This window comes from Myxococcus sp. AM009 (genome assembly GCF_013372605.1).
Classification (GTDB): Bacteria; Myxococcota; Myxococcia; order Myxococcales; family Myxococcaceae; genus Myxococcus; species Myxococcus vastator.
Window position 1 is genome coordinate 1 of the sequence record NZ_JABXEP010000033.1, and the last position, 24595, is coordinate 24595.

The 24595-nt window shown below is 70.4% G+C and carries 24 protein-coding genes; 14 read left to right on the forward strand and 10 right to left on the reverse strand.

Annotation, left to right across the window (positions count from 1 at the left end):
* Window positions 1-41: 41 nt before the first annotated feature.
* The 3 genes from HV824_RS11130 to HV824_RS11140 all read right to left on the reverse strand — a co-directional run bounded on the left by HV824_RS11130 (window position 42) and on the right by HV824_RS11140 (window position 2034).
* Window positions 42-758 (reverse strand): HAD family hydrolase, encoded by a 717-nt coding sequence (locus HV824_RS11130; protein ID WP_176423233.1) that lies wholly within the window; start codon window positions 756-758, stop codon window positions 42-44.
* Between the two features lie 46 nt (window positions 759-804).
* Window positions 805-1608, reverse strand: coding sequence for a hypothetical protein (locus tag HV824_RS11135; protein ID WP_176423234.1), 804 nt, complete (start codon window positions 1606-1608; stop codon window positions 805-807).
* A gap of 78 nt (window positions 1609-1686) precedes the next feature.
* Entirely contained in the window at window positions 1687-2034 is a 348-nt protein-coding gene (locus tag HV824_RS11140; protein WP_163781778.1) for a hypothetical protein, read from the reverse strand.
* A 211-nt stretch (window positions 2035-2245) separates the two neighbouring features.
* Between HV824_RS11140 and HV824_RS11145 the strand changes: the two genes are divergently transcribed.
* From HV824_RS11145 to HV824_RS11155, 3 genes are all read left to right on the forward strand, one after another.
* Complete coding sequence (locus tag HV824_RS11145; protein ID WP_176415631.1) at window positions 2246-3244, forward strand: site-2 protease family protein; 999 nt, start codon at window positions 2246-2248, stop codon at window positions 3242-3244.
* Window positions 3241-4038: a hypothetical protein gene (locus HV824_RS11150; RefSeq protein WP_176423235.1), complete on the forward strand. Its 798-nt coding sequence runs from the start codon at window positions 3241-3243 to the stop codon at window positions 4036-4038. Before HV824_RS11145 ends, HV824_RS11150 begins: the two co-directional genes overlap by 4 nt.
* Before the next feature lie 163 nt (window positions 4039-4201).
* Window positions 4202-6190 carry an ATP-dependent DNA helicase gene (locus HV824_RS11155; protein ID WP_176415633.1) on the forward strand — a complete coding sequence of 663 codons (1989 nt, stop codon included), beginning with the start codon at window positions 4202-4204 and terminating at the stop codon, window positions 6188-6190.
* 3 nt (window positions 6191-6193) lie between these two features.
* Here the strand turns inward: HV824_RS11155 and HV824_RS11160 are convergent, their stop codons facing one another.
* Complete coding sequence (locus HV824_RS11160) at window positions 6194-8422, reverse strand: TonB-dependent receptor (RefSeq protein WP_255207948.1); 2229 nt, start codon at window positions 8420-8422, stop codon at window positions 6194-6196.
* An 88-nt stretch (window positions 8423-8510) separates the two neighbouring features.
* Window positions 8511-8789, reverse strand: a complete 279-nt coding sequence (locus tag HV824_RS11165; RefSeq protein WP_176423236.1) for a LysR family transcriptional regulator — start codon at window positions 8787-8789, stop codon at window positions 8511-8513.
* Between the two features lie 77 nt (window positions 8790-8866).
* Between HV824_RS11165 and map the strand changes: the two genes are divergently transcribed.
* The 7 genes from map to HV824_RS11200 all read left to right on the forward strand — a co-directional run bounded on the left by map (window position 8867) and on the right by HV824_RS11200 (window position 15643).
* On the forward strand, window positions 8867-9649 hold the full coding sequence (gene map, locus HV824_RS11170) for a type I methionyl aminopeptidase (protein ID WP_176423237.1): 783 nt from the start codon (window positions 8867-8869) through the stop codon (window positions 9647-9649).
* Between the two features lie 96 nt (window positions 9650-9745).
* A complete protein-coding gene (locus tag HV824_RS11175; RefSeq protein ID WP_217917309.1) occupies window positions 9746-10402 on the forward strand; it encodes a DUF2231 domain-containing protein in 657 nt (218 codons plus the stop codon).
* A gap of 133 nt (window positions 10403-10535) precedes the next feature.
* Window positions 10536-11138: a hypothetical protein gene (locus HV824_RS11180; protein ID WP_176423238.1), complete on the forward strand. Its 603-nt coding sequence runs from the start codon at window positions 10536-10538 to the stop codon at window positions 11136-11138.
* Window positions 11135-12883 (forward strand): hypothetical protein, encoded by a 1749-nt coding sequence (locus HV824_RS11185; RefSeq protein ID WP_176423239.1) that lies wholly within the window; start codon window positions 11135-11137, stop codon window positions 12881-12883. The genes HV824_RS11180 and HV824_RS11185 overlap by 4 nt, the downstream gene beginning before the upstream one ends.
* A gap of 62 nt (window positions 12884-12945) precedes the next feature.
* Window positions 12946-13737, forward strand: coding sequence for a hypothetical protein (locus HV824_RS11190; protein ID WP_255207949.1), 792 nt, complete (start codon window positions 12946-12948; stop codon window positions 13735-13737).
* A gap of 155 nt (window positions 13738-13892) precedes the next feature.
* Complete coding sequence (locus HV824_RS11195; protein ID WP_176423241.1) at window positions 13893-15350, forward strand: S28 family serine protease; 1458 nt, start codon at window positions 13893-13895, stop codon at window positions 15348-15350.
* Between the two features lie 89 nt (window positions 15351-15439).
* Window positions 15440-15643 carry a YtxH domain-containing protein gene (locus HV824_RS11200; RefSeq protein ID WP_163781805.1) on the forward strand — a complete coding sequence of 68 codons (204 nt, stop codon included), beginning with the start codon at window positions 15440-15442 and terminating at the stop codon, window positions 15641-15643.
* Window positions 15644-15708: 65 nt separating this feature from the next.
* Here the strand turns inward: HV824_RS11200 and HV824_RS11205 are convergent, their stop codons facing one another.
* The 5 genes from HV824_RS11205 to HV824_RS11225 form a co-directional block, all read right to left on the reverse strand.
* Window positions 15709-16272: a regulatory protein RecX gene (locus HV824_RS11205; protein WP_176415641.1), complete on the reverse strand. Its 564-nt coding sequence runs from the start codon at window positions 16270-16272 to the stop codon at window positions 15709-15711.
* Window positions 16273-16338: 66 nt separating this feature from the next.
* On the reverse strand, window positions 16339-16728 hold the full coding sequence (locus HV824_RS11210; protein ID WP_176415748.1) for a VOC family protein: 390 nt from the start codon (window positions 16726-16728) through the stop codon (window positions 16339-16341).
* A gap of 40 nt (window positions 16729-16768) precedes the next feature.
* A complete protein-coding gene (locus HV824_RS11215; RefSeq protein ID WP_163781809.1) occupies window positions 16769-17878 on the reverse strand; it encodes a type IV pilus twitching motility protein PilT in 1110 nt (369 codons plus the stop codon).
* A gap of 1 nt (window position 17879) precedes the next feature.
* Window positions 17880-19541 carry a type IV pilus twitching motility protein PilT gene (locus HV824_RS11220; RefSeq protein WP_176423242.1) on the reverse strand — a complete coding sequence of 554 codons (1662 nt, stop codon included), beginning with the start codon at window positions 19539-19541 and terminating at the stop codon, window positions 17880-17882.
* A 254-nt stretch (window positions 19542-19795) separates the two neighbouring features.
* Window positions 19796-20332, reverse strand: coding sequence for an N-acetyltransferase (locus HV824_RS11225; RefSeq protein ID WP_176415643.1), 537 nt, complete (start codon window positions 20330-20332; stop codon window positions 19796-19798).
* A 289-nt stretch (window positions 20333-20621) separates the two neighbouring features.
* Between HV824_RS11225 and HV824_RS11230 the strand changes: the two genes are divergently transcribed.
* The 4 genes from HV824_RS11230 to HV824_RS11245 all read left to right on the forward strand — a co-directional run bounded on the left by HV824_RS11230 (window position 20622) and on the right by HV824_RS11245 (window position 24566).
* Window positions 20622-21341 (forward strand): ATP/GTP-binding protein, encoded by a 720-nt coding sequence (locus tag HV824_RS11230; protein ID WP_176415644.1) that lies wholly within the window; start codon window positions 20622-20624, stop codon window positions 21339-21341.
* Window positions 21338-22846, forward strand: a complete 1509-nt coding sequence (locus tag HV824_RS11235; RefSeq protein WP_176415645.1) for an ATP-binding protein — start codon at window positions 21338-21340, stop codon at window positions 22844-22846. The genes HV824_RS11230 and HV824_RS11235 overlap by 4 nt, the downstream gene beginning before the upstream one ends.
* 70 nt (window positions 22847-22916) lie before the next feature.
* Window positions 22917-23504, forward strand: a complete 588-nt coding sequence (locus HV824_RS11240; RefSeq protein WP_176415646.1) for an NYN domain-containing protein — start codon at window positions 22917-22919, stop codon at window positions 23502-23504.
* A 222-nt stretch (window positions 23505-23726) separates the two neighbouring features.
* Window positions 23727-24566 (forward strand): hypothetical protein, encoded by an 840-nt coding sequence (locus HV824_RS11245; protein ID WP_176415647.1) that lies wholly within the window; start codon window positions 23727-23729, stop codon window positions 24564-24566.
* Window positions 24567-24595: the final 29 nt, after the last annotated feature.

Here is a 24595-nt window from a genome sequence, read left to right on the forward strand (position 1 = left end):
AGATGTGTATAAGAGACAGGGGGAAGGGCGGGGGCGCGGTTTCAGCGCCGCTCGTCGTCCTTGGCCACCTGGCTGGCGTCGGACTCGTTCCAGGGCCACTCGCGCCGGGACGCCTCGTAGCGTGCGAGCAGGTCCGCCGGGTCCTTCACCAGCGTGCGGCAGCCCGCGGAGCGCAGGTCATCCGGGGGGAAGCCGCCAGCGAGCACGCCCACGGTGGGCAGGCTCGACTGGTTGGCGGCGAGCGCGTCATAGGGCGTGTCACCCACGACGACCGTCACGTCCGGAGAAGGCTTGCCCAGCCGCGCCAGGGCGGCCTCGAAGATGTCCGGGTGGGGCTTGCTCTTGTCGACCTCGTCCGCGCTCGTCTTCGACTCGAACAGGCCTTCGATGCCGCACAGCTTCACGTAGTGCTTCAGCTCCGGCTCCTTCGCGCTGGAGGCCAGCACGATGCGGAGGCCGCCCGCGCGCAGCCGCTGGAAGAGCTCCCGCACCCGGGGGAAGGGGCGCACCTTCGGCAGGAACTCGTCCAGGAACAGCTTGCCGCGGTATTCGTCCAGCTCCTTGTCGAAGCGCTCCACTTCCTCGTCGTTGAAGAAGACGGGGATGAGCTGGTCGGCGCCCTTGCCAATCTGGCTGCGCACGTGCGCGAACGGGATGTCCCGGCCGAAGTGAAGGAAGGCGCGCCGCCATGCCTCGGCGTGCTCATCCACCGAATCCACCAGGGTTCCATCCACGTCGAAAATGACGTTTTCCACCATGTGCCTTGTCCCTCGGCCCCGAAGGTGGGGATGCCGAGGGTGGCGGTCAACCGTCCGTGGGCTGGGTGGCGGGGGCGGACTCCACCAGTGTCCGCGTCTGTACGTCGTAGCCTTCGGGGGCGGTGAGGGTGAAGCCGTCGTTGGGCAGGGCCGCGTTCAGCTCCACGCGCGTGAGCACCGTCTCGCCCACGCGCTTGCCGCCCTGCCACCGGCCAAGGCGCTTGGGTACGCACAGCGACAGGGCCGCGTCGCAGTGCTCCTCCTCCACGCGCTCCTCGGCCGCCGCGCCGTCCGGTGCGCCGGTGCGCCGGCCCAGGAAGTCCAGCTGGGGCCAGCGCAGCACGTAGACCATCTCCAGGCCCGCGGCATCACCCTCCAGCTTCTGCACCAGCTCCACCGCCTGCGGCGCCAGCGGGTGCGTGGCGCGGCGGACCGTCGCGTGGCTCAGGAGGAGCGGCGTGCGGAAGCCTTCGGGCATGAAGGGGTGGAACGTCTCCGACAGGAAGCCGGCGAGCTTCGCGGGCGGCAGCTCCGAGGTGAAGGTGCTGAAGCGCTTCTCCCCGTCGAGCTGCTGGAAGAAGTGCGTGCCGTCCCACGCGAAGGTGCGCGAGGCGGGCGGGCCCAGCGTGCCCCGCAGGCGCCGCGGCGCGCGGTATTCGAAGGTGAACGTCACCGGCTCCAGCCCCGCATCCTGTACGGCGCCGGCGATGCGGTAGCTCTTCAGCTTCGCCTCGCGGGCGGCGAGCCCGGCTCTCACTTCGGGCAGCAGCGTGGCCGCGTCATCGCCGCCCTTCTTGGGGCAGCCGGTGAGGGCCGTCAGGGCACAGAGCAGGAGGAGGCGTTCACGCATGGGAGGGCACAAAAGCAAGAAGGCCCGCCTGTCGCCAGGGGGCCTCCCGCATCAACCGCGCGGCTTGCGCGGTGTGGACTACTTGACCGCCACGCCCACGGCGCCGGAGCTGGTCACGCCGATGATGGTGCCCGTCAGCGCGTAGATGCCGTGACGGGGCGTGGTGCCCGCGGTCAGCAGCTCCACCTTGGAGGCGCCCATGGCCTTGGCCTCGGCGATGAGCAGCTTGTTGATGACGGTGTCGAGGTCGCTCTGGACGATGTCGACGATGTGGAAGATGGCGGTCAGGCCCAGGGCGTTGGCCTGAACGACGGCGACGGCCTCACCGTTGGAGGCGATCTCCGTGCCGGAGACAACGGCGCTCTCAACGCTGGTGCAGGCAACCATGCTGCTGGCGGCAACGGCGGACAGGACGAGCTTCTTCATGATCTTCCCCTCTTGAATTTGGACGCTTGTGTGGTGGCCGGGCGCCTTGGAGAGCGACCGGCCGTTGTCTTGAAACCTTCAAGCGGGCGGGGTCGTAGCAGATGTCGACTCCATGTCAAGGTCCGTCCGAGACACTCGGTGTCAGTGCGGTTGGGCGGCAGCGCGTTGCAATGCACATCTCCCCTTGCTAGCCAACCTTGAGGCTCCCTTCATGGACACCGTCTCCGCTGCCCGCCCCGCGCCGCGCTACTGGGTGCACCTGTTGCTCCTGGTGCTGACGGTGGGGACCACCTTCACCTCGTACCTGCTCTACTTCCATTTCCAGCGGCCCTATTCGTTGGGAGAGGTGTCCCCCGAAGCGGCCTTCCGCGCGCTGGCCTTCAGCCTGTCGCTGCTGGCCATCCTGGGGACCCACGAGATGGGGCACTACGTGTTGGCGCGCTGGCACCGGGTGGAGACCTCCCTGCCTTATTTCATCCCGCTGCCGGTGCTGGGCGTGGGCACGCTGGGCGCCGTCATCCGCATCCGCGACCGCATCCCGAACCGCAACGCCCTGGTGGACATTGGCGCGGCGGGGCCGCTGGCGGGGTTGGTGGTGGCCCTGCCCATCCTCTTCTGGGGGCTGGCCCACTCCACCGTGGTGGATGCGCCGGACCTCCCGTCCACCACCTTCCCGGGAGACGGCTCGCTGTGGGCCATTGGCCGGGACGTCTTCACCTGGGTGATGGACCGCGTCACCAACGCGCCGCCCGCGCCGGAGCCGCCCTTCAACGGCGTGCAGACGCTCTTCGGCGACAGCCTGTTGATGCAGGGCCTGACGCGCCTGGCCCTGGGGCCGCTTCCGGAGGGCAAGGACGTGTTGGTCCACCCGGTGGTCATCGCCGGCTGGTTCGGGCTGCTCGTCACGCTGCTGAACCTGATGCCCGTGGGGCAGCTCGACGGCGGGCACCTGGCCTATGCGCTGTGGGGGCGGCGCGCGCGCTGGGTGGGCCGCGCGGTGGCGTTGGTGTTGTTGGTCCTCACCCTTTTCGTCACCGCGTCCTGGGGCTTATGGCTGCTGGTGACGAGCAAGCTGGTAGGCTTCGGCCATCCGGAGGTGGTGGAACCCCAGGCACCGCTCAGTCCGCTGCGGAAGTGGATCTGCGCGCTGTGCCTGCTGGCACTCATCGGCTGCGCCATGCCCATTCCCCTGCGCCAGGTGATGACATGAAGTTCCAGTGTGACGCGTGCGAGCGGCTCGTGCCGCTGGAGACCTACCGGACAGAGGCCGGTGGGCTCGTGGTGACGTGTGGCCGCTGCGGCGCGGACAGCCGCGTGGGCCCGTCTGCCACCACCGCGCCGCGAACGGAGGCGCGGGCTGCTCCCGCCGCGGGGGCGGCGCCGGTGCCGTCGGTTCCGGTGTCGTCGGCTCCGGTGCCGTCGGCTCCGGTGGTTCCGCCCTCCGAGAGCTGGAGCGCCGCCGCGCCGGTGACGCCGGCCCTGCGGGTGGTGCGTTCGGAGCCGGGGCCGGTGGTGGCGCCGCTGACGGACGACGCGCTCTTCGAGCCGCCCCCAGGTGTCTGTCCCAAGTGCGTGGCGCCTCGGCGCGAGGAGGCCCTGTCCTGCCCGCAGTGCGGGCTCGTCTACGTCAACTACCAACCCGAGGAGCAGCCCCTGTCGGACGTGCTGGCGGACGCGTGGCGGACGCTGGCGGCGCGCTGGGAGGAATGGGACGCCCATGACCGGCTGATGACGTTGGCGGTGGGGCGGGGCGAGCTGGCCATGGTGGGGCGGCTATACCGGATCCGCCTGGCGCATGTGCCTGACGACGCCGTCGCCCGGCGGGGCCGCGATGAGGTGGTGCGCCGGGCCACCCTGGTGGTGCCGTCATCGACGGATTTGGTAGGAACCTCCGACGTCTCCCGCCGCCTGAAGACGTTGGCGGCGGGGGTGGGCTTCATCGTGGTGCTGGTGCTGGCGGTGCTCGTCTTCCAGCACCTGCGCACGTTGAGCGCGGGGTACTGAGCGCCGGGCTGTCCGGGCGCCGCGCCGCCGAGGGCAGAGCGGCTTGTTGGCCAAGGGGCAGGCAGCCACCCGGGCCAGGCGGCGCGAACGCGGCCGGAAACGCGCTTGAAGCGGCGGTCGCTGCTATTTTGCCCGGCCGCCTCCCGCCTCCCCCTCGGTGCCGATGTCGCTCTCTGTCTCCACCCCTCCGTCCGTCGACAGCCTGCTCGGTCCGGGAGGCGCGCTCGAGGTCGCGCTGCCCGCGTACGAGCACCGCCCGGAGCAGCTTCAGATGGCGCGCGCCGTGGAGCGGGCCTTCGCCGAGCGCAGCTACCTGCTGGCCGAGGCGGGAACCGGCACGGGCAAGACGCTCGCCTACCTGGTGCCCGCGCTGCTGTCGGGACGCCGGGTGGTGGTGTCCACGGCCACGAAGACGTTGCAGGACCAGATCTTCTTCAAGGACCTGCCGCTGATGCGGGAGAAGATGGGCCTGCGCTTCGAGGCCGCGTACCTCAAGGGCCGGAGCAACTACCTGTGCCTGCACCGCTATGACGCCTTCTCCAAGGAGCCGCAGTTCGGCTCGCGCGAGGAGTCGCGCTACTGGTCCAAGCTGAAGGCGTGGGCGGAGGCGACGGACACCGGCGACCGCGGCGAGCTGGACCTGCCCGAGTCCTTCAGCGCCTGGTCGCGCCTGTCCACCACGTCCGAGACGTGCGTGGGCACCCGGTGTCCGCAGTACGAGACGTGCTTCGTCACGCGCATGCGCAAGCGCGCGGAGCAGGCGGACCTGCTGGTGGTCAACCACCACCTCTTCTTCGCGGACCTGGCGCTGCGCAGCTCCGGCAAGCGCACCGAGGGCGTGCTGCCCTGGTACGAGGCCGTCATCTTCGACGAGGCCCACGCGCTGGAAGACGCGGCCAGCGGCTACTTCGGTTGCAGCGTGTCCAACTACCGGCTGGAGGAGCTGGCGCGGGACGCGGTGGCGTCACTGAAGGAGGACGACGCCCGCCACGCCATGCTGCGCGCGCTGGCGGCCCGGTTGCGCGCGGGGGCGGATGCGCTCTTCGCGCAGGCGCCCCGAGCGCTGGGGTTGTCCGGCCAGGAGGCTTCGGTGGCGCTGCGCTCGGAGGTCATGGCGAAGCTGTCCACGCCGCTGGAGGGCGTGCGGGACGCGCTGGCCGCGTTGTCCGCCTTCACGGTGGGCGAGCGCGAGCCGGAGCTGGCCGCCATCACCCGCCGCGCGGACGAGCTGGAGGAGCAGCTCTCCTTCCTGGAGAAGGCCGAGTCCGCGGACCACGTCTACTGGGCGGAGCAGCGGGGCAAGGGCCTCTTCCTGCGCGCCAGCCCCATCGACGTGGCGAAGGAGCTGCGCGAGCGGATGTATGGCGCGCTGGACACGGTGGTGTACACCTCCGCGACGCTGGCGGCCGACAGCCGCTTCGACTTCTTCGCCAACCGCATGGGCCTGTACGGCGAGGATGGCCAGCCGGTGACGCGCGTGCGGACGCTGGCGGTGCCCAGTCCCTTCGACTACCCGTCGCAGGCGGCGCTGTACCTGCCCACGCACCTGCCGGACCCGACCGCCCCGGGCTTCATCGAGGAGGCGGCGGAGGAGATTGAGCGGCTCTGCGAGGTGACGGGCGGGCGCGCCTTCGTGCTCTTCACGTCCCTGCGCAACATGGTGCGGGCCTATGAGCTGGTGGCGCCCCGGCTGCCTTATCAGGCGCTGCTTCAGGGCGAGCGCCCCAAGCAGCAGCTGCTGGAGGCCTTCCGCGAGACGCCGAGCGTCCTCTTCGCGGCGCACAGCTTCTGGGAAGGCGTCGACGTGCCGGGTGATGCGCTGAGCCTGGTCATCATCGACCGGCTGCCGTTCGCGTCGCCGGGAGACCCGCTGGTGGCCGCGCGCATCAAGCAGCTCCAGCAGCGGGGCGAGGAGCCCTTCGAGCTGTATCAGCTCCCGCATGCGGCGCTGGCGCTGCGGCAGGGCTTTGGCCGGCTCATCCGCACGCAGTCGGACCGGGGCATCGTGGCGATGCTGGACCGGCGCATCGTGACGAAGGCGTATGGCCGCGTCTTCCTCGACAGCCTCCCGCCCGCGCGCCGCATGGAGGACGTGGTGTCGCTGAGCCGCTGGTTCAACGGCCCGGTGCGGCCGGTGCGCACCCTCCGCTGAGCCTCAGGGCGCGTCGCGCAGCCGCAGGCCGACGCGCGCCAGCAGGGGCGGGCCCAACGTGTCCACCCCGGCGCGGCCCGCGAGGTACTCGCGGTCGAAGAGGTTCTCCACCGCGCCGAAGACGTGCAGCTTCCAGAAGAGGTGGCGGCTGGCGGACACGTCCACCACGGCGTAGCCACCCATGGGGCGCTCGTTGAGGTCGTCCTCGAACTGAGCGCCCGTCGCGCGAAGCTGCACCGTGGCCGTCACGATGTCGGGGTCGTGGAAGGTGATGATGGCGGTGCCCCGGTGCCTGGGGTCCTGCGCGAGCTGCTTGCCCACCAGCCCGGGCTGTCCCGGCGAGCGCGTCACGACGGGGTCCACGAAGGTGTACGCGAGCAGCGCCGTCCACTGACGTGCCAGCTTCCAGTCCACGCTCGCCTCCACGCCGCGCACCCGCGCCTGTCCCAGGTTCTCGCGCTGGCGCGTGGAGCCATCCGGAAGCGGCTGCTCCAGCGTGACGTTGGTGATGGGGTCGTCGAGCACGTTCCAGAAGCCCGTCACGCGCGTGGTGAGGCCCAGCGAGGAGGACTCGGCTTCCGCGCCGGCCTCGCCGCCCCACAGCCGCTCCGCGCCCAGGGTGGCGTTGGCGGCGGTGAGGAGGGTGCCCACCTGGAAGGGGCGGTACAGCTCGTTGAGCGTGGGGGCGCGGAAGGCGCGGTAGGCGGAGGCGCGCAGGGTGAGCCCCTCCAGCGGACGCACGCGCAGGCCCAGGCGCGGGCTGAGCTGCTGCTCGGTGCGGTCGTCGAAGCGCGTGGTGTCCACGGCGCCGTTGGCGCGCTCCAGGCGCTGCTCACCGTCCTGGTTGCGCCACACGTCCATCCGGAGCGCGGCGCTGAGCTCCACGGCGGGCGAGGGCGTGTAGAGGTCCTCGATGAAGACGCCGCCGGACACCTGGGTGCCTCCGGTGTCGCGCAGGTGGAGGGACGTCTCGGAGGGCGCGGGAGGGAAGAGCTGCTCCCGGGACGTGCCCGCCATGCGGCGCGCATCCAGGCCGGCGGTGAGGACGTGCGTGCCCAGGGCGGTCCAGGACGGGCCGGTCCAGACGAGGGACGCGCCCTGGTCGTTGGCGGGTACGTCCTGGCTTGCGGCCAGCGCCTCGGAGGCGCGGTCCTGGGTGATGCGCGCGCGGTCCTGTTCGAAGCGCTGCACGCGGCCGAAGAGGTCCAGCGTGAAGGTGCCGCGGTGCGCGGTGCGCAGCCGCGCGCCCGCGCTGAAGTGCGCCAGCTCCACGCGCGCGGTGGTGAGCCGGGTGCCGCCGCTCTGGTCCTCGCGGAACAGGCCGGCGCGGGCGGAGAGGGTGAGCGCCTCGGTGGCATCCGCTTCGACGCGTCCGTTGATGACGGCGTGGCTGCTGGGCGTGTCCCCGTCGATGGCGCCGCGCTGGGCGGGGCTGACGATGGGGTAGCCGTCGCTGTCGAGCAGCTCTGCCTCCAGCGAGGCGCGGACGGGGCCCCACGCCTCCGCCCCGCGTGCCGCGAGCAGGCCCGTATGCGCATTGCCATAGGTGGCATCCGCGTCGAGCTGCGCTCCGGTGATGGCGCGTGACACGAGCTGCACGACGCCGCCGAGCGCGCCGCTGCCGTAGAGGGCGGAGCCGCCGCTGGGGACGACCTCGATGCGCTCGAGCCCGAGCCGTGGCAGCGAGCGCCAGAAAATCCAGCCGCCGAACGGGTCGTTGACGGGGATGCCGTCGAGCAGCACGAGGCTGCGCGCCACGCCCGAAGGCGCGAGCCCGCGCAGGTTGAGCCCCTGCGCCGTCGGGTCGGAGACGAGGCTGGGCGTGCGGCGGAAGGTGGCGGCGGAGGGCACGGTGCGGACCAGAGAGTCCTGCGTCAGCGTGGGGCTCCGGTCGATTTCCGGGCGGGGGAGGACAGTGGTGGTTGCGGGCACGTCCCGCGCCGGCCGGGGACGCCGTGAGCCCGTGACGACGGTCCGCGCGGCGCCAGTGTCCGCTCCCTCAGTCCGCTCCCGCGTGGGCGCATCCGTTGACGGCTGCTGCCGGCTCGCGTCGGGAACCTCCTGCTCCTCGGGGCCCGGCGCCGCCATCACCGTGGTGGAGGCGAGGACCCAGAGCATGGGCGCGAGCAGCCGGGTGGGACGCACGTGAGGACTCCGATGAGTCACGAGGAGGTCGGGCATCAGTGCCCGCTCTAGCAGCCCGACGCCGCGGTTCCAGGTCACCGGGCACATGACGCCGCCGAAGGAGGCGCCTGTCCGTCCGATGCTGAACGCACGCCCCAGGCTCAACAGGCCGAGACGCGCACCGGACCCGGCTGCGTCATCCGCCGTCGCGGCTGCCCGCCACGTCCCGCACGGTGAGCAGGGCGGCGTCCACCTCCGCCAGGATGCGACGCGCGTGCTGCAGGAAGGCCTCGCCCGCGGGGAGCAGGCGCATGCCACCCCGGGTCCGCTCGAAGAGCCGCGCCCCGAGTTCGTCCTCGAGCGCCTGGATGTGACGGCTGAGCGGCGGCTGCGTCAGGTGCAGGCGGCGCGCGGCCCGGCCCACGTTGCACTCCTCGGCAACGGCGACGAAGGACTGGATGTGCGTGAGGCTCACGTCCGCCACTCTACCGCCATCAGCCATACCGAAACAGCATTGGACGCCTGGCCCCCTGGCCCCGCACCTTGGCGCCCATGAGCATTCCCTTGTTCAAGGGCACGGACGTCGAACGTCTGCGCCGTGCGAGTCAGGCCGCCGCCGGTACGCTGGCTTTCGTTGCCTCCAAGCTGGCCCCCGGTGTCACCACGGCGGACATCGACCAGTGGGTGCGCGAGGACACGGCGCGCCGGGGAGGCAAGCCCAGCCAACTGGGGTACAAGGGCTTCCCAGCCACCGTCTGTACCAGCCGCAACCACGTCGTCTGTCACGGCGTCCCGAACCCCGGCGAGCAGCTGCGCCGTGGGGACATCATCAACGTGGACGTGACGACGTTCCTGGACGGCTTCCACGGCGACACCTCCGCGACGTTCCTCATTGGCGAGGTGTCCGACGACGCCCGTCGCATCGTGGACGTGGCGCGTCGGTGCCGTGACGCGGGCATCGCCGTCGTCCGCCACGGCGCGCGGCTGGGCGACATCGGCGCGGCCATCGAGGAGCTGGCGAAGAAGGAGGGCTGCAGCGTGGTGGAGGAGTTCGGCGGGCATGGCATCGGCCACCAGATGCATGGGCCGCCCACCATCTCCCACACTGGCAAGCGAGGCTCGGGCATCAAGCTGCGCTCGGGCATGGTCTTCACCGTGGAGCCCATGGTGAACCTGGGCCAGCCGGACATCCGCATCCTGGCTGACGGTTGGACGGTGGTGACGGAGGACGGCGCCCTGTCCGCTCAGTTCGAGCACACCCTCCTGGTGACCCCAGACGGCTGCGAGGTGCTCACCCAGCCCGAGCACGCCCTCTCGCTCGAAATCGCCTGCTGAACGCTTCCCCCGTCCGGAGAGGGCGGGCAGGCAGCCGTGCCTGCCATGGGTCCTCGGGGTGCCTACCCTTGGAGGACGAGGGCAGGAGGCCACGCGATGAAGAAGGAGATGCTGTTGCACGAGCTGCACCCGGCACTGGTGCACATGCCACTTGCCCTGCTTCCCACGGCGGCGGTGGCGGACCTCATCTCGGTGACGACAGGCGACGGCGCCTGGGCCCAGGTGGCGCGTCGCATCTGGGTGGCCGGCTCCATTGGCGGCCTGCTCGCGGGCGTGTCGGGGCTGGCGGCCAGCCAGGAGGTCCGTCTGGAGTCGCCGCGTGCCCGGGACATGACGTTCCTGCATGGCGTGGGCAATGCCACCGTGCTGCTCGGCGCCCTGGGCGTGACGGTGTGGCGGTTGCGGCGCGAGCCCACCGCGGCCACCGTGGCGCTGGGGCTGGGCGCCTGTGGGCTGGCGCTCTACACGGCGACGCTCGGTGGAAAGCTGGTCTACGAGCTGGGCGTGGGACAGCCTGCTTCAACGAGCGAGGCGACCTCCCCCGCGCTGCTGTCTCGCGACGCGCCGCTGCTGCTGGTGCGTGACGCGCTTCGTGGGGCGCGGTGGCTGGTGTCACGGGCGCGTGAGGTGCTCGCCGGTGGGCGTCCGCTCGCGAAGGGCGCCACGGGCACGAAGCCGGAGGACGAATCGCTCACGTTGCCCGCGCCCGTCGTGGTGTTCCACGGCCCGGGCCGCCCCATGCCTCAGGCGTAGTGCCCGTCCCTCGGGCGTCCATGTCATGACACTTCCCCGTGGCGTGGATGCCCCGCACGGGTTGCCGCGGGGTGGGTTTGCCGTCCCCGGCAAATGGCGCTAGAGCTGCGCGCCAGCGAGTGGGGGACGACGCATGCGCGCACGCGGGGAAGTCGCAGCGGTGGTGCTGGGCATCATGCTGGTCGGAGCAGGTGCTTCGTTGCTGGTCCCTCGGTGGGCGCTCGGCGATGAAGGAACCCCGCCCGAGGTCGCTCGGACGCCCGCATCGCCACCCAAGGTCGCCGCCGAGCCGCGCTTCCACGTCGAGCCCGCGAAGGATGACACCGGCCGCGCGGTGCGGGTGGCGCGCCTTCGCGAAGAAGCGCCGGAGTGGGAGCGGTTCGCGGCGCGCGCGTTGGTGCCGCTGACACCTGACGAACTGGCTTTGCTCCGAGAGGAGCCGGTGGAAGACCTCGCGGCGCTGGTGACGCGCACGGAGCGGGCCTTCATGGACGCCACGCCCGAAGCGCGCGCCGAGAAGGAGCGGCGCTATCTGGCGGCGCTGAACCTGGTGGCGAAGCTGGCCACGCCGCCGGAGCCCTCGGACGCGGACGCCCGCGCGCGAGCTGTGGACGCGCGCTACCAACAGACGCTCACCCTGGAGCGGGTGAAGTGGCGGTCGCTTCCGCCAGAGGAACAGTCGCGCCAGCACGACACCTTCAAGGAAGCCTTCTTCCGCGCGGAGGAGACGCGATGAAGGCGCTTCCGAGGAGTCTCTTCGCGCTGGTGTTGCTGGCGCCCTCCCTGGTGCTGGCCGGGCCGCACTACGTGGCCTCGCGCGACTGGGGCAGCTTCATCTGGTTGAGCACGTGGCTGGACGCGGGGCAGACGTACACCTTCGAGACGCGGGAGTTGACGGGCACCGCGCCGGACACCGTCCTTCACGTGCTCAGGGACCGCGGCGGCGTCTGGAGCCAGGTGGCCATGGGCGACGACTGCGCGGGCGCGGCGCGTTCGTGCGTGACGTTCACCGCGCCGGACTCCGGCCTCTACCGCGTCTGGGTGCGCGCCTACGCGGACGGGCGCGGCGGGACGGCCAGTCTGTATCGCAACGGCGCGCTCCTCCTGAGCAGCCAGCCCTTCGGCGGCGTGCCGCTCAGCTTCGCCTGGAACGTGAGGGACACCTTCCGGGCCACGTCCACGACGCCGGGCGCGGGGGACCACCTGGTCTTCCTGCTGCGCTCCAACGCGGAGTACCTGCAACACGACGATGACAGCGGGCCCCGCGCCTACCCGCTGGTTGTCGCGGCGAGCACGCAGAACGCGGGCGCCCAGCGCGTGGTGGTGGGCCGCTTCCCCGGAAGCACGGGCACGGCCAGCTTCGTCCACGATGACGCGCTGTGGTCTACCATCTTCAGCGACAACGACGAGGACGAAGACGGCATCTCCAATGCCCTGGAGCCGCTGGTGGGGATGAACCCGGACTCGAAGGACTCGGACGGGGATGGGATACCGGACACGCTGGAGCTGTTCGGCAACGACGGCTTCTCCTTCTCCGAGTGGGGCAGCCCCACGGTGAAGGACCTCTACGTGGAGGTGGATTGGATGGAGCACCCCACCAATCCCTATCTCACGCGAAAGCCCTATGCCGGGCTGGTGGCGGACGCGGCGGCGGTGTTCGCGCGGGACGCGGGCGTGCGGCTGCATGCCTTCATCGACGGCGCGCTGCCCTGGCATGAAGTGGTGTGCTTCGGCGCGTGCAGCGGCGGCGTGGACTTCTATTCGCTGAAGCAGGGCGGGTTCTCCACCGGGAACCCGGAGCGGCGGCCCTACTTCCACTATGCGGTGTGGGCCTACCGGCAAGGCAGCAGCACGTCGTGTTCATCCGGCAAGGCGGAGGTGCTGGGCAATGACCTCATCCTCAGCCTGGGGTGCTGGAGCAGCCCGAGCATCCAGGAGCAGCGCGGCACCTTCATCCATGAGCTGGGCCACAACCTGGCGCTGGACCACAACGGCAACGACATGCCGGGGCAGACCAGCGTGGTGCACGCCAGCGTGATGAACTACCGCTACCAGATGCTCGGCGTGGGCTCTCCGGGCTCGCACACGTACTCATTCGGCGCCAATGCGTGCGCGGCGTGTAGCGCGTCCCCCAAGAGCAAGTGTGTCTCCTGCCGGAGCGGCTTCCTGGGGTGCGGCTTCCCCGGCTGCGGCTCGTGCGACTGCGATGTGAATGAGTGGGGCGCCGTGGAGCTCGACTTCCTGGACGACGGCGACGCGGACGACGGCACCGGTCGTGCGCTGCTGGCGAAGTACGCTCCGGACGACAAGGGTGGGCCGGCGCGGTTCCAGCCGCGCGTGCCCCACGCGGAGCCGCCCGCCGCGTCGCGGCGCCTGTCGGTGGAGCGCAAGCGGGAGCGGCTGCGGGCGCGGGGGCAGGTGGAGGGGCAAGACTTCTTCGTGTCGACCGACGGCACGACGCTCTACGCCGAGTGCCCATGAGCCCGCGCCCGGGACGCTGCCGTGCCCCGGCGAGCTGGGCGCACGGTGCCGCGGGGCTCCTCATGGTCGGCCTGATGGGCTGCCAGCCGAAGTGCTCCGCGCCGGTCCCCGACGCCGGGCAGGCCTTGGCCTCGCTCCAACGCGAGCGCCCGTGTGTCCAGGTCTGGCGCGCGGCGCAGGTGGACGTGGCGTTCAAGGAAACGCCCGAGGACGCCGCGCAGCAGCGCACGGACACGCGGCTGGAGCGCCGCTTCACCGTCGCCCGGCAGCTGCGCGGCGCGTACCGGCACCAGGACCGGTGGGCCTCGGTGCTGGAGTACGAGGCGGGGCCGGTGCGCGGCGGCGTGAGCTACAGCCTCCAGGTGCCGGACGTGCTGGCGGACCTGACGGGGCAGGTCGTTCAGTGGACGAGCCATCGCGAGCCCGCGTCCTGTCCTACGACGGAGGAAGGTGCGCCTCCCGTGCTGTTGTCGGGAGACACCCTGCGGGACGCGGAGGGCCGGCTGCTGCTGCTCACGGTGCCGAGCGCCCCCACCACCCTCGCGGGAGACGTGCTGCTCCCCGCGGGGCTCGTTCCGGAGCTGCGCTTCCGCTGGGAGGACGCGGGCTGCGCGCTGGCGGACGGGACGCCTGCGCTGGGCGTCCAGCTCCGTGTGACGCACGCGAATCATCCGCCAGGCCCGGGGAGCACGGTGACGGCCGAGGTAGGACAGTCGGCCCGGGTGACGCTGGACGGTGTGCGCTATGTCGTTCGGGTGGCGCGTGCCACGGCGGACATGCGGGGCCGGTGTGGGCAGGCGGTCTTCACGCTGATGCGCGAGGGCCTGCTCGAACAGGCGCGGCCCGGACCCTGAGTCAGGGCGCCGTGTGCCGTTCCTGGAAATAGTCTGCCTTGCCGCTCGTTGTGCGACGCCGGTATGTAGGCCCGCCGCGCCCGAGCACTTCATGCGTGGCGAGTGCCCGGGCCTGCTATCTTCGCGGGCTTCAACGGACACCTGAGGACGACACCATGCGAAGCGGGCTGAAGCGGAACTGGGCGGGTGTCGCGGTGGGCGGCCTGCTCGGCGCATGGCTGCTCGGCTGTGGTGGTTCGACGACGGAGGGCTTGGAGTCGCTGGAGCAGGGGACCGCGCCGCCCGAGTCCGCCTCCGTGGACCTGTCGAGCGCGGACCTCCGCACCCGCCTGGAGTCCATCGCCGGCCTCACGGTGCTGACCGACGTCGAGGTCAACGGCTTCCGCTTCTTCACGATGGACTACGAGCAGCCCGTGGACCACTTGCGTCCCTGGAGCACGCGCTTCCAGCAGCGGGTGACGCTGATGCACCGCTCGGAGACGGCGCCCATGGTGCTGGACACGGAGGGCGCCGCCATCTTCGAGGAGCCCATCCCCGCCGAGCCCACGGACCTGCTCCAGGGCAACCAGCTCACCGTGGAGCACCGCTTCTACGGCGCGTCCAAGCCGGCCAGCATGGACTGGCGGAAGCTGACGATGTGGCAGGCGGCGGCGGATGCCCACCGGCTCGTCGAGGCCTTCAAGCCGCTGTACGGCGGGCGCTGGCTGTCCACCGGCGTCTTCAAGGGTGGCACCGCCGCCCTGGCCCACCGCTTCTATTTCCCCAGCGACGTCCACGCCACGGTGACCTATTCGGCGCAGCACAACCGGGGCCTCCATGACGCGCGTCACGGGCGCTTCCTCCTCACGAAGGTGGGAGACGCGGCCTGCCGCCAGCAGCTCGCGTCCCTCCAGTACGCCGCGCTGACCCGCCGCGACGAGCTGCTGCCCTTCATGGATGGCTACGACGCCCAGGGCTTCACCTTCAACACGCTGGGGAAGGACCGCGCCTTCGAGTTCGCCGTCATCGAGGTGCCCTTCATCTTCTGGCAGTACTACGGCATGGCGGGGACGTGTGAGGGGCTGCCCTCGCCGGAGGCGAGCGCGGACGAGCTCTTCGCCTTCTTCAGCTACGTCTCCACGCTGGAGTTCACCTTCTCCGACCAGGCGCTGGAGGAGTCGGCGCCGCTCTACTACCAGGGCGCCACGCAGCTGGGCGGCCCGGGCTACCCGGAGGTGCACCTGCGGCCGTTGCTGCGCTACGCCGGTGAGCACCTCCCCACGCGCTTCCCGCCCACGGGCGTGCGCAAGCAGTACGAGCCGTGGACGGGGAGCCTGCTGGAGGCGTGGACCCGCTTCGAGGCCAAGCGGGTGCTGCTCGTCTACGGCGCGCTGAGCCCCTGGTCCGCCAGCGCCTTCAGCACCACGACGGGCAACGACGCATACCGCGTCATCGCCGATGACAGCGTCGGCTTCTTCGGGACGCTGAGCGCGCTGCCGGAGCCGCAGCGCAGCTTCCTGCTCGGGCGCCTGTCGGAGTGGGCGGACGCCCCGGTGCAGCTCCCGTCGGGGATGGAGGCCCTGCGCCGCCGCGAGTCGAGCGACGCGCGCATGAAGGTCTGGCGTGCCCGGTAGCGGGAGCGATGCTTTTTGAGCTCAAACCATCCTTGGCGTTCAGGCGGCCGTGACTATCTTCCGCCGCACTTTCAGGGAGGGTTGAGCGAATGCTGAAGAACCTGCTGATGGCCGCGGCGCTGGGCGTTCTGGTGGTGGGCACGGGCTGCCACCGCAACACGCGGGAGAGCGCGGAGAGCGACGCCGAGCGCGCCGTGGACAAGACGGAGGACGCCGCGGAGGAGGCGGGCGACAAGATTGAGGACACGGCCGAGGAGGCCGGGGACGAAATCGAAGACGCCACCGACGACTGAGCGTGGTTTCGCGGAGGTCCGCCCCGAGCGGGCGGGCCGCCGCTGTTTCACCCCGGACCGGCTCCTCAGGCCGGGCTGGAGTCGATGATTTTCTTCGCGATGCCGAAGGAGAAGCCCGCACGGGCCAGCGCCGCGAGGTCCTTCTTCCGGTGCTCCTCCCGAGTGCCGGGCTGCTTGCGGAAGGGGCCCAGCCGCTTCTTGCGCGCCCAGATGCGCGCGGCGTCTTCCTCGGACACCTCGTGGGTGGCGTCAGCGACCTTCTTCGCCACGACTTCCGCCGGGACGCCCTTGAGGCGCAGCTTCTGGGCAATCATTCGCGTGCTGCGGCCCGAGGCGCGCAGCGACTGCGCCTTCATCTGGGCATAGGCCTCGTCGTTGAGCAGGCCATTGCGGACCAGCTTCGCGACCAGCGCCTCCACCCAGGCCAGCGCCTCGCCGCGCTCACCGCCGTGGAATTTGAGGGAGCGGTCCACCCGGCGCAGCAGCACGCGCTGAAGCTGGCTCTTCGTCGCCGCATACCGCTTCAGGTAGTGCAGCGCCGCGTTCTCCAGATAGGTGGGGGACACCTTCCGGGGCCGCTTGGGCCCGCGCTCCCGCTTCCTGTCCTGTGCTCCCCGCGCCTCATCCATGACGGATTCGGGTCTACCACCCAGGTCCGACGCCCGGAAGGAACGCCGGGAGGAGCGTGCGGCCCGTCAGTCGCTCCCTGACTGGTAGAGCGCGCACAGCGTGCCGGACGGGTCCTCGATGACGCAGAAGCGCCCCGCCTTGTCGGAGCCGCGAATCCTGCCTCGCACCTGGCCACCCATGGCCGTGACGCGCTCCAGGCTCTGCTCCAGGTCCGCCACGGTGATGTAGACCATCCACCCGGAGGGCATGTCCGCGTTCGGGCCCCGCGCGTGGCAGATGCCGCCAGCGGGCGTCTCGCCGCCGCCCGGGGGCATCATGACGAAGTCGTCGTAGCCGCCCATGTCCAGGCCGGTGGCGGACCAGCCCACCACGTCCTTGTAGAAGTCCCTCACCGCCACCGCGTCCTTCACCGTGAGGTCCATCCAGCCCACGCTGCCCACCGCCGGCTTCTTCATCGACACGCTTGTGCTCCTTTCGGGTTTTCCGCCCGCGGCTTCAGCCCAGCGACTTCAGGGACTCCGGCACCTGCCAGTCCGGCTTCAGGCGGGAGATGACCTTGGCCAGGTTCTCCTTGTCCTGGGCCTTCTCCAGCGCGGCCTCGGGCGTAATCACGTCATCCTTCACCAGCCGCTCCAGGTGCATGTCCAGCGTCTGCATGCCCTGGCCCTGGCCCGCCTGCATCTTCGAGGCAATCTGGAACACCTTGCCCTCGCGAATCATGGAGGCGATGGCGGGCCCGCCCACCAGGATTTCCAGCGCGGCCACGCGACCCTTGCCGTCCGCCGTCTTGATGAGCTGCTGGGCGACGATGCCCGCCAGGCTCTCCGCCAGCATGCCGCGCACCTGCTGCTGCTCGTCCGCGGGGAAGGCGTTGATGATGCGGTCGATGGTGGCCGGCGCGCTGTTGGTGTGCACCGTGGCGAACACCAGCACGCCGAAGCTCGCCAGCTGGAGCGCCAGCTTCATCGTCTCGTTGGTGCGAAGCTCGCCAATGAGGATGACGTTGGGGTCCTCGCGGCCCGCTGAACGGATGGCCGTGGAGAAGCTGGACGCATGCGGTCCCACCTCCCGGTGTGTCACCTGCGCCCGCATGGACTCGTGAACGAACTCCACCGGGTCCTCGATGGTGAGCACGTGCGCGGGCCGCGTCTTGTTGATGTAGTTGATCATCGCGGCCAGCGTGGTGGACTTGCCGCTGCCCGTGGGGCCGGTGACGAGCACCAGCCCGCTGCGGCGCTCCGACAGCTTGCGCACCACCTCCGGCGTCTTCAGGTCCTCCAGCGACAGCACCTTGCTGGGGATGGTGCGGAAGACGGCCGCCAGGCCCGTCATCTTGTTGAAGTAGTTGGCGCGGAAGCGGGCCTTCGTCCCGTAGCTGTAGGCGAAGTCCAGGTCCAGGTCCTCGACAATCTGCCGCTGCTGCTCCGGCGAGCAGATTTCGAAGAGCAGCGCCTGCAGCTCCGGCGCGGTGAGGGGCTGCTCGCGCAGCGGCACCAGCTCGCCGCGGATGCGGCCCATGGGCGGGTATCCAATGCCCATGTGCAGGTCGCTGCCCTTCTGCTCCAGCAGCGCATCGAACAAGACCGCCAGACGGGGCGTCGTCATCTCAGGAGCCCTTCCTTCCCATCAGCGAGCCCATTTTACTGAGCAGCCGCGCGCTCTCCTGCTGCGTCTCCGGCGCGGCCACGGTGGCGCCAGCGCGCTTGCCCGTCACCACCGCCTCCAACTCGTCCGGGTTGTCCGCGAAGCCCTTGGCGACGTCCAGCTTCACCTTCCCAGCGCGCACCAGGTCCGCCAACGAGTCCTCGAAGCGGATGATGCCCAGGCTCTTGCCGCGCTGCTGGAGCGAGGGAATCTGGAACGTCTTGTTGTCGCGGATGAGGTTGCCCAGCGACACCGAGCCCGGCAGCACCTCCGCCGCGGCCACCAGCCCCTTTCCATCCGCGCTCGGCATCAGCCGCTGGCTGACGATGAGCCGCAGGCCGCTGGACAGCGACAGGCGCACCTGCTGCTGGTCTCCCGGCGGGAAGAGGTCGATGAGCCGGTCGATGGTCTTCGCCGCGCTCGGCGTGTTCATGGTGCTGATGAGCAGGTGGCCCGTCTCCGCGGCGGACAGCGCCATGCGCACCGTCTCCGTGTCGCGCAGCTCGCCCACCACGATGACGTCCGGGTCTTCACGCAGGCTGCCCTTGAGCGCGCTGGCGAACGTCTTGGTGTGCGAGCCCACCTCGCGCTGGCTGATGAGCGCGCGCTTGCGCGGGTGGACGAACTCCACCGGGTCCTCCACGGTGAGCACGTGGTGGGACGTCTCGCGGTTGATGAGGTCCACCAGGGCCGCCAGCGTGCTCGTCTTGCCGTGGCCGGACGGGCCGGTGATGACGATGAGGCCCTGGTGGTGGTGCGTGGCCTTGGCGATGTCCGCGGGCAGGCCCAGCGACTCCAGCGTCGGCACTTCCCTCGCAATCAGGCGGAAGGTGCCCTTGAGGCCGGTGCGTTGGCGGCTGACGTTGACCCGGAAGCGCCCCATCTCCGGCGTCTCCAGGGAGAAGTCACAGCTGCCCTCGCGCTCCAGCACCGGCCGCAGCCGCTCCGGCACCACCGGCAGCAGCAGCTTCTCCACCGTCGTCGCGTCCAGCACCGGGCCCTGCGCCGTCAGCTCTCCCGCGAAGCGGAAGAGGGGCGGGCGCTCCGCGATGATGTGCACGTCGCTGGCCAGCCCCCGGCGGCCCTCCTCCAGCAGCACGGCCAGCTCACGCCCCGCGCCCGTGAAGGTCCGGGCCGGCGCGGCCATGGGACGGGGTGCCGCGGGCTCGGGCGCGCGGTAGGTCTGGGGCGCGGCGGGCTCGGGCGCGCGGTAGGCCGGTGCCGCGGCCTGCACGGGCGCTGGAGCCGCGGGGCGCGCGGGCTGCGCGGCGGCAGGCGCAGCGGGCCGCGCGGTGGCGGCGGCCTGGGCGGCGGCCCCCGCGTCGGCGGCCTTGCTGAGCCGCAGGTGGATGAGGTCCCCTCGCCGCATGGCGGCGATGGACAGCGAGCCCAGGCCGGTGGCGTTGACGGACCACTGAACCGGCGTCTCCGTGACGGTGGAGGCTCGGGCCACGCCCACCATCGCCTGCAGGGCGCGGGTGATGTCCTCGGCCGTGGCGGTGGAGGGGTCCACCGGCTCATAGCCGTTGGCGCCGCGGATCATCGGTGGACGGCCGGTGGCCAGGGTCAACTCGGTGACACCCGGACGCGACAGGTGCCGCAACAGTTCTGCGAGCGATTTCATGCGGGATGTCGGCTCAAGTCCGCGACTGCGCGCGGGCGCGGGGGAGCCGCAGGATAGACGACATCGCGAGGAAATCGGCCCCCCTTGTCCCGGGACTGCCCGCCTGCTTTCGGGCAGACGGAAATCGTCCGTGCCTGACGGAGACTGTCACCCGGAAGGAGGGGGAGGGAGCTCCGGGACCCACCAGGGGGCCCGCTCGGAGCAGCGGGCGGGAGGAGGGCCTCCCGCCCGGAGGCAACGCGTCCTGCGCGAAATTAGAGCTCGCGGGACATCAGGAGGCGAAGCTTCCCGGACTTCTTGGAGACCACCGTGGCCACCGTGGTGAAGCCCTCCTTCCGGTAGAAGCTCACCGCGGGCGAGTTGGACGGGTCCACCCGCAGGGCGATGGTCTTCCGGTACATGTCCCGGGCCGCCTTCAGCGCCTGCTCCAGCAGGATGTTGCCCAGGCCCTTGCGGCGCAGCTCGGGCTTCACCACGATGTTGCGCAGGTACGCCGCGCCCGGAACCGGGCCGTCCCGCTCCACCGTGACATAGCCGACAAGCTGGCTCTGCAGCTTCGCCACATGGATGAAGGGCTTGAGCTGGGCCAGGGCCTTGAGGCTGTCCTCCTGCGTCTCACCCCGGGTCTTCCAGGGCTCGGAGCCGGCGCGCAGGTCCGCCACCGCCGTCATGTCTTCGTCGGTGGGCAGGCCGAACTTCACCGCCGCCATCAGGTCGTTGGGGAGGCCAGCCACATCCAGGACCGGTGCTGGGGCCACCTCCACGCCTGCGTCCACCTGCTTCATCGTCATCGCCTTGCTCCTCCGTCGAGTTGCGATCCTAACCGCTCCAGCGGCACCGGTGCACGCAGTCATTCCGCGCACATTGTCCCATGAAGTGAGGAGAGGCCCTCCTCTCCTTGGTGAGGAGCCGGATTTCGTCGAACCGGCCATGCGTTCAGCCCATTCCAAGGATGAGCATCGCTTCCACGCCTGGCACCCCGCCGGCCTTCCGTGCCGGGCCGCTTCCCACTATAAAAACCCGCAGTCGGGCGCGAAGGCGTCAAACTCCTCCGTTCGACCGTCAGCCAGAGCCCCCACCTTGCAACTCAACCACGCCCAGCGAGAGCTGACGCTCAAGATCGTCTACTACGGGCCCGGGCTCAGCGGGAAGACGACCAATCTGCGTCACCTCCACGCGAAGGCGTCCCCGGAGGTGCGGGGGCGGTTGCTGAACGTGGAGACCCACGACGACCGCACCCTCTTCTTCGACCTGCTGCCCGTCTTCTTCTCCACGTCGTCGGGCTTCAAGGTGAAGGTGAAGCTCTTCACCGTGCCGGGCCAGGTCATCCACAACGCCACCCGGCGCATCGTCCTGCAGGGCGCGGACGCGGTGGTCTTCATCGCGGACAGCCGGCGCGGCGCCACGGCGGACAACAACGCCTACTGGCGCAACCTCCAGGAGAACATGAAGGAGAACAACCTGGACCCCAGCCAGGTCCCGGTGGTCATCCAGTTCAACAAGAAGGACCTGCCAGACGCGCGGACGGATGCCGAAATCGAGGAGTCCCGGCGGCGAGGCGGCGAGGCGGTGGTGGGCGCGGTGGCCCTGCGGGGCGAAGGCGTCCTGGAGACCTTCCACGCGGTGGCGCAGGCCGCCTACCGGCGGCTCGACATGCGCGCCCACCTGGCGCGCAACCTGGGCCTGACGGAGGCGGAGTTCCTGGGACAGATCTTCCGGCGCATGGACCTCACTGGCACGGCGCTGGCCGCCATGTACGGGCGCGCGGCGGGTGAAGCGCGCAGCGGAGACGGGCGATGAACGGCGCGTCGGGCAACGGGGCGTCGGACGGCGTGGGCGCCTCGCGCCGTGAGTCCGTGCTCCAGCGGCGGCTGTCGCTGGCGGACATGCTGGACCTGCCCTCCTTCGTGGAGGTGGTGCGGAGCTTCAGCGAGCTGTACCGCGTGGGCATCAAGGTGATGGACACCGCGGGCGACAAGCTGGCCGACGTGAAGGTGGGCCACGGCGACTTCTGCTCGTACGTGTTCGGCTTCCCGGAGGGCCGCTCGCGCTGCACCGCCACGGTGGCCCGCGTGAAGGACGGACCTGTGGCCCCGGTGCAGGGCGCCCGGCCCGCGCGCGGTGACGGCGCGGAGGCCGCGGGCATCATCGCGCTGCCGTGCTTCACCGGCCTGCGCTACCTGGTGATGCCGGTGCGCTGGGAAGGCGACACGCTGGGCCGCGTCATCCTGGGCCCCTTCACGCCGGAGGAGCTGGCGGACTTCCCGCAGTCGCTGACGGACATCTCCGGGGTGGACCTGTCGCGCGCGCACGAGCTGGTGGGCCGCGTGCGGCGCGTGCCCGAGCGCACCGCCGCGCAGGTGCTGGTGCATTTCGGGCAGGTGCTGGCCGCGCTGGTGGCCAGCGGGCAGCGCGCCTTCCTGGCGACGCAGCTCCACATCGAGGCGATGCTGGAGACGCACCGGGATTTGGAGGCGAACAACGCCCGGCTGGCGCAGGCCAACACCCGCCTGAAGGAGCTGGACCGGCTGAAGTCCACCTTCCTGGGCACGGTGAGCCACGAGCTGCGCACGCCGCTGGCTTCCATCATCGGCTACTCGGAGATGCTGGCGGAAGGCCTGGCCGGCGCGCTCAACCCGGAGCAGCTGCTCTACGTGCGCACCATCGTGGAGAAGGGCGAGTCGCTGCTCAACCTCATCTCCTCCATCCTGGACCTGAGCCAGATTGAAGCCGGGCGGCTGCGCCTGGTGATGGGCCCGGTGGACCTGGGCAGCGTCATCCAGACGGCGGTGTCCAGCGTGGCGCCTCAGGCGCAGCGCAAGGGCGTGGAGCTGGAGGTGCGCCTGCCGCCGCTGCCCCAGCCGCGCCTGGCCGCGGACGCGGACAAGCTGCGCCAGGTGGTGGTGAACCTGCTCGCCAACGCGGTGAAGTTCACGTCGTCCGGAGGCCGGGTGTCGGTGGTGATGTCGGAGGTCACCGCGCAGAAGGAGCTGGCCGCGCCGGGCTACCGCGTGAGCGTGGAAGACACGGGCATGGGCATCCGCGCGGACCAGTTCGAGAACATCTTCCAGAGCTTCTACCAGGTGGACGGCAGCTCCACGCGCGAGCACGGCGGGGCCGGGCTGGGGCTGGCCATCGTGAAGAGCCTGGTGGAAGGCCACGGCGGCCGCGTGTCCGTGGAGAGCGAGTTTGGCCGGGGCTCGCGCTTCACCGTGGTGCTGCCGCTCCAGCCGCCGCTGTCGGAGCATGGCGGCTTCTCCGCGCTGGCGCCCATGCCGTCGCCTGGCGGACAGGACCGCTTCTGACGCGGGCCGACACGCCGGGGGGCTGAACTGAGTTCCCCGGGCGGAAGGGCTCCCGCGTATCCTCGCGCGCATGCTCTCCGGACGCCCCCCCGCAGCTTCCTACGTACTCATCGACGCAGAAAACATCGACTGGGCTGTGTCCAACGTGGTGGGCCGCAAGCCCGAGTCCCAGGACCGCGTCCAGTTCGACCGGCTCGTGTCCTTTTGTGAGACGAACTTCCCGGCGCCCGTGCGCTGCGTGGTGGTGCTCAACGCCCGCGGAGAGCAGCTGCCGGACGTCATGATTGGCTTCGTGCGCGCGCTCAAGTCCGCCGGCTGTGAGGTGGCCCTCCTCTACGGCCGCCCCGACCAGAAGGTGGTGGACCTGGGCATCCTCAAGCTGCTGGAGAACATCCGCACCCAGCGCCCCGGCGCGGCGGTGGTGCTCGCCAGCCATGACGGCGCGGACTTCGCCGAGGCCCTCAAGCCCATGCTCGAGGAGAAACGCGAGGTGGCCGTGCTCGGCCTGCGCGAATACGTCAGCCAGCGCTTCCGGGAGCTCGTCCCCTCCGGACTCAAGATTCTGGATTTGGAGCTGAACGCCAAGGTGTTCAACCGGCCCCTGCCGCGCATGCTCCCTGTCAACGTGGACGAGTTCGACCCGGGGCTGTTCCTGTAGCGAACCGCTCACCCAGGCGCACGCCGCTGAGGACCGCGGCGTGTGCCTTTGGTCAGGGCGCGCTGCGCTGCGTGAGACTTTGGAGGTCACTGCGAAGGAAGGGATTGTGGCAAATCCTGTCACAATCCAGACGGCTCCTCATAGGGTGGTAAATCCTGGCATGTCCATTGAAGTGGGAAAGCCCGCTTCTTGGATTTCCCAGGAAGCGTGAGGAGCCGTCAGATGCGTCTGCTTTGGAATTTTGGAACCCCCCTGTGGGCCGCCGTGTTCTCCCTCGCATTGCCCCTGGCGCAGGCCCAGGCGCAGGACCAGGACTGTGTGATGTTCCAGGACCTGAATCACTGTGGCGTCGGCGAGGCCTATGTCAGCGTGACGGACGAAGGCGTCCGGATTGAGAATGGCGATGTGAGCGGCGAGTCCGGCGTCGTCATTCACACGGGCCTTGCCAGTCATTGGACCGCGGGTGTCTTCAGCGAGAGCGACGCGCCCGAGCACGGGAAGATGCTGCTCTCCTCCGTATCCGAGGGGTCCACGACGAGCACGGCGACCCTCGTGACGGAGGACGGGCGGGCCGCCTACTCCACCACCTTCACGGGCGCGGGCGAGGAGTCCACGCACTCCGCGCTCGTCTACTACCAGGGGCAACTGCAGGGGGTGATGACGCGCCTCCACAACGGCGGGGTCAATGTCCTTGAGCCGCACGACCCCGTGACGCCGTGGCCGCCGCCGTCGCCGTCCTGCCGACCGGCCTACCAGAGCTGGAACTCCTGCATGGATCAGTGCCAGAGCATTGGCTACTGGAGCTGCAACTATTGCTACACCCCGTGCGGCTATTCCTTCAACGTGACGCCCCGGGGTCAGTGCCAGTGGACCATCGACCTGGCGCATCCGTACGTGGAGCTCTCGGACGGCCGCGTCCTGCAGGCGGACCGGCTGGTCCTGAGCGAGGAGGTCCATGGTCCGACGAACTACCCCTACCTCGGCTTCGACGAAATCCACCTGCAGACGACGGCGAACGTGACCCAGATTGTCAGCGAGAGCGTCACGCCCGCGAAGCAGTAGTCATTGAAGTGTCTCCCCGGCTGGAGGTG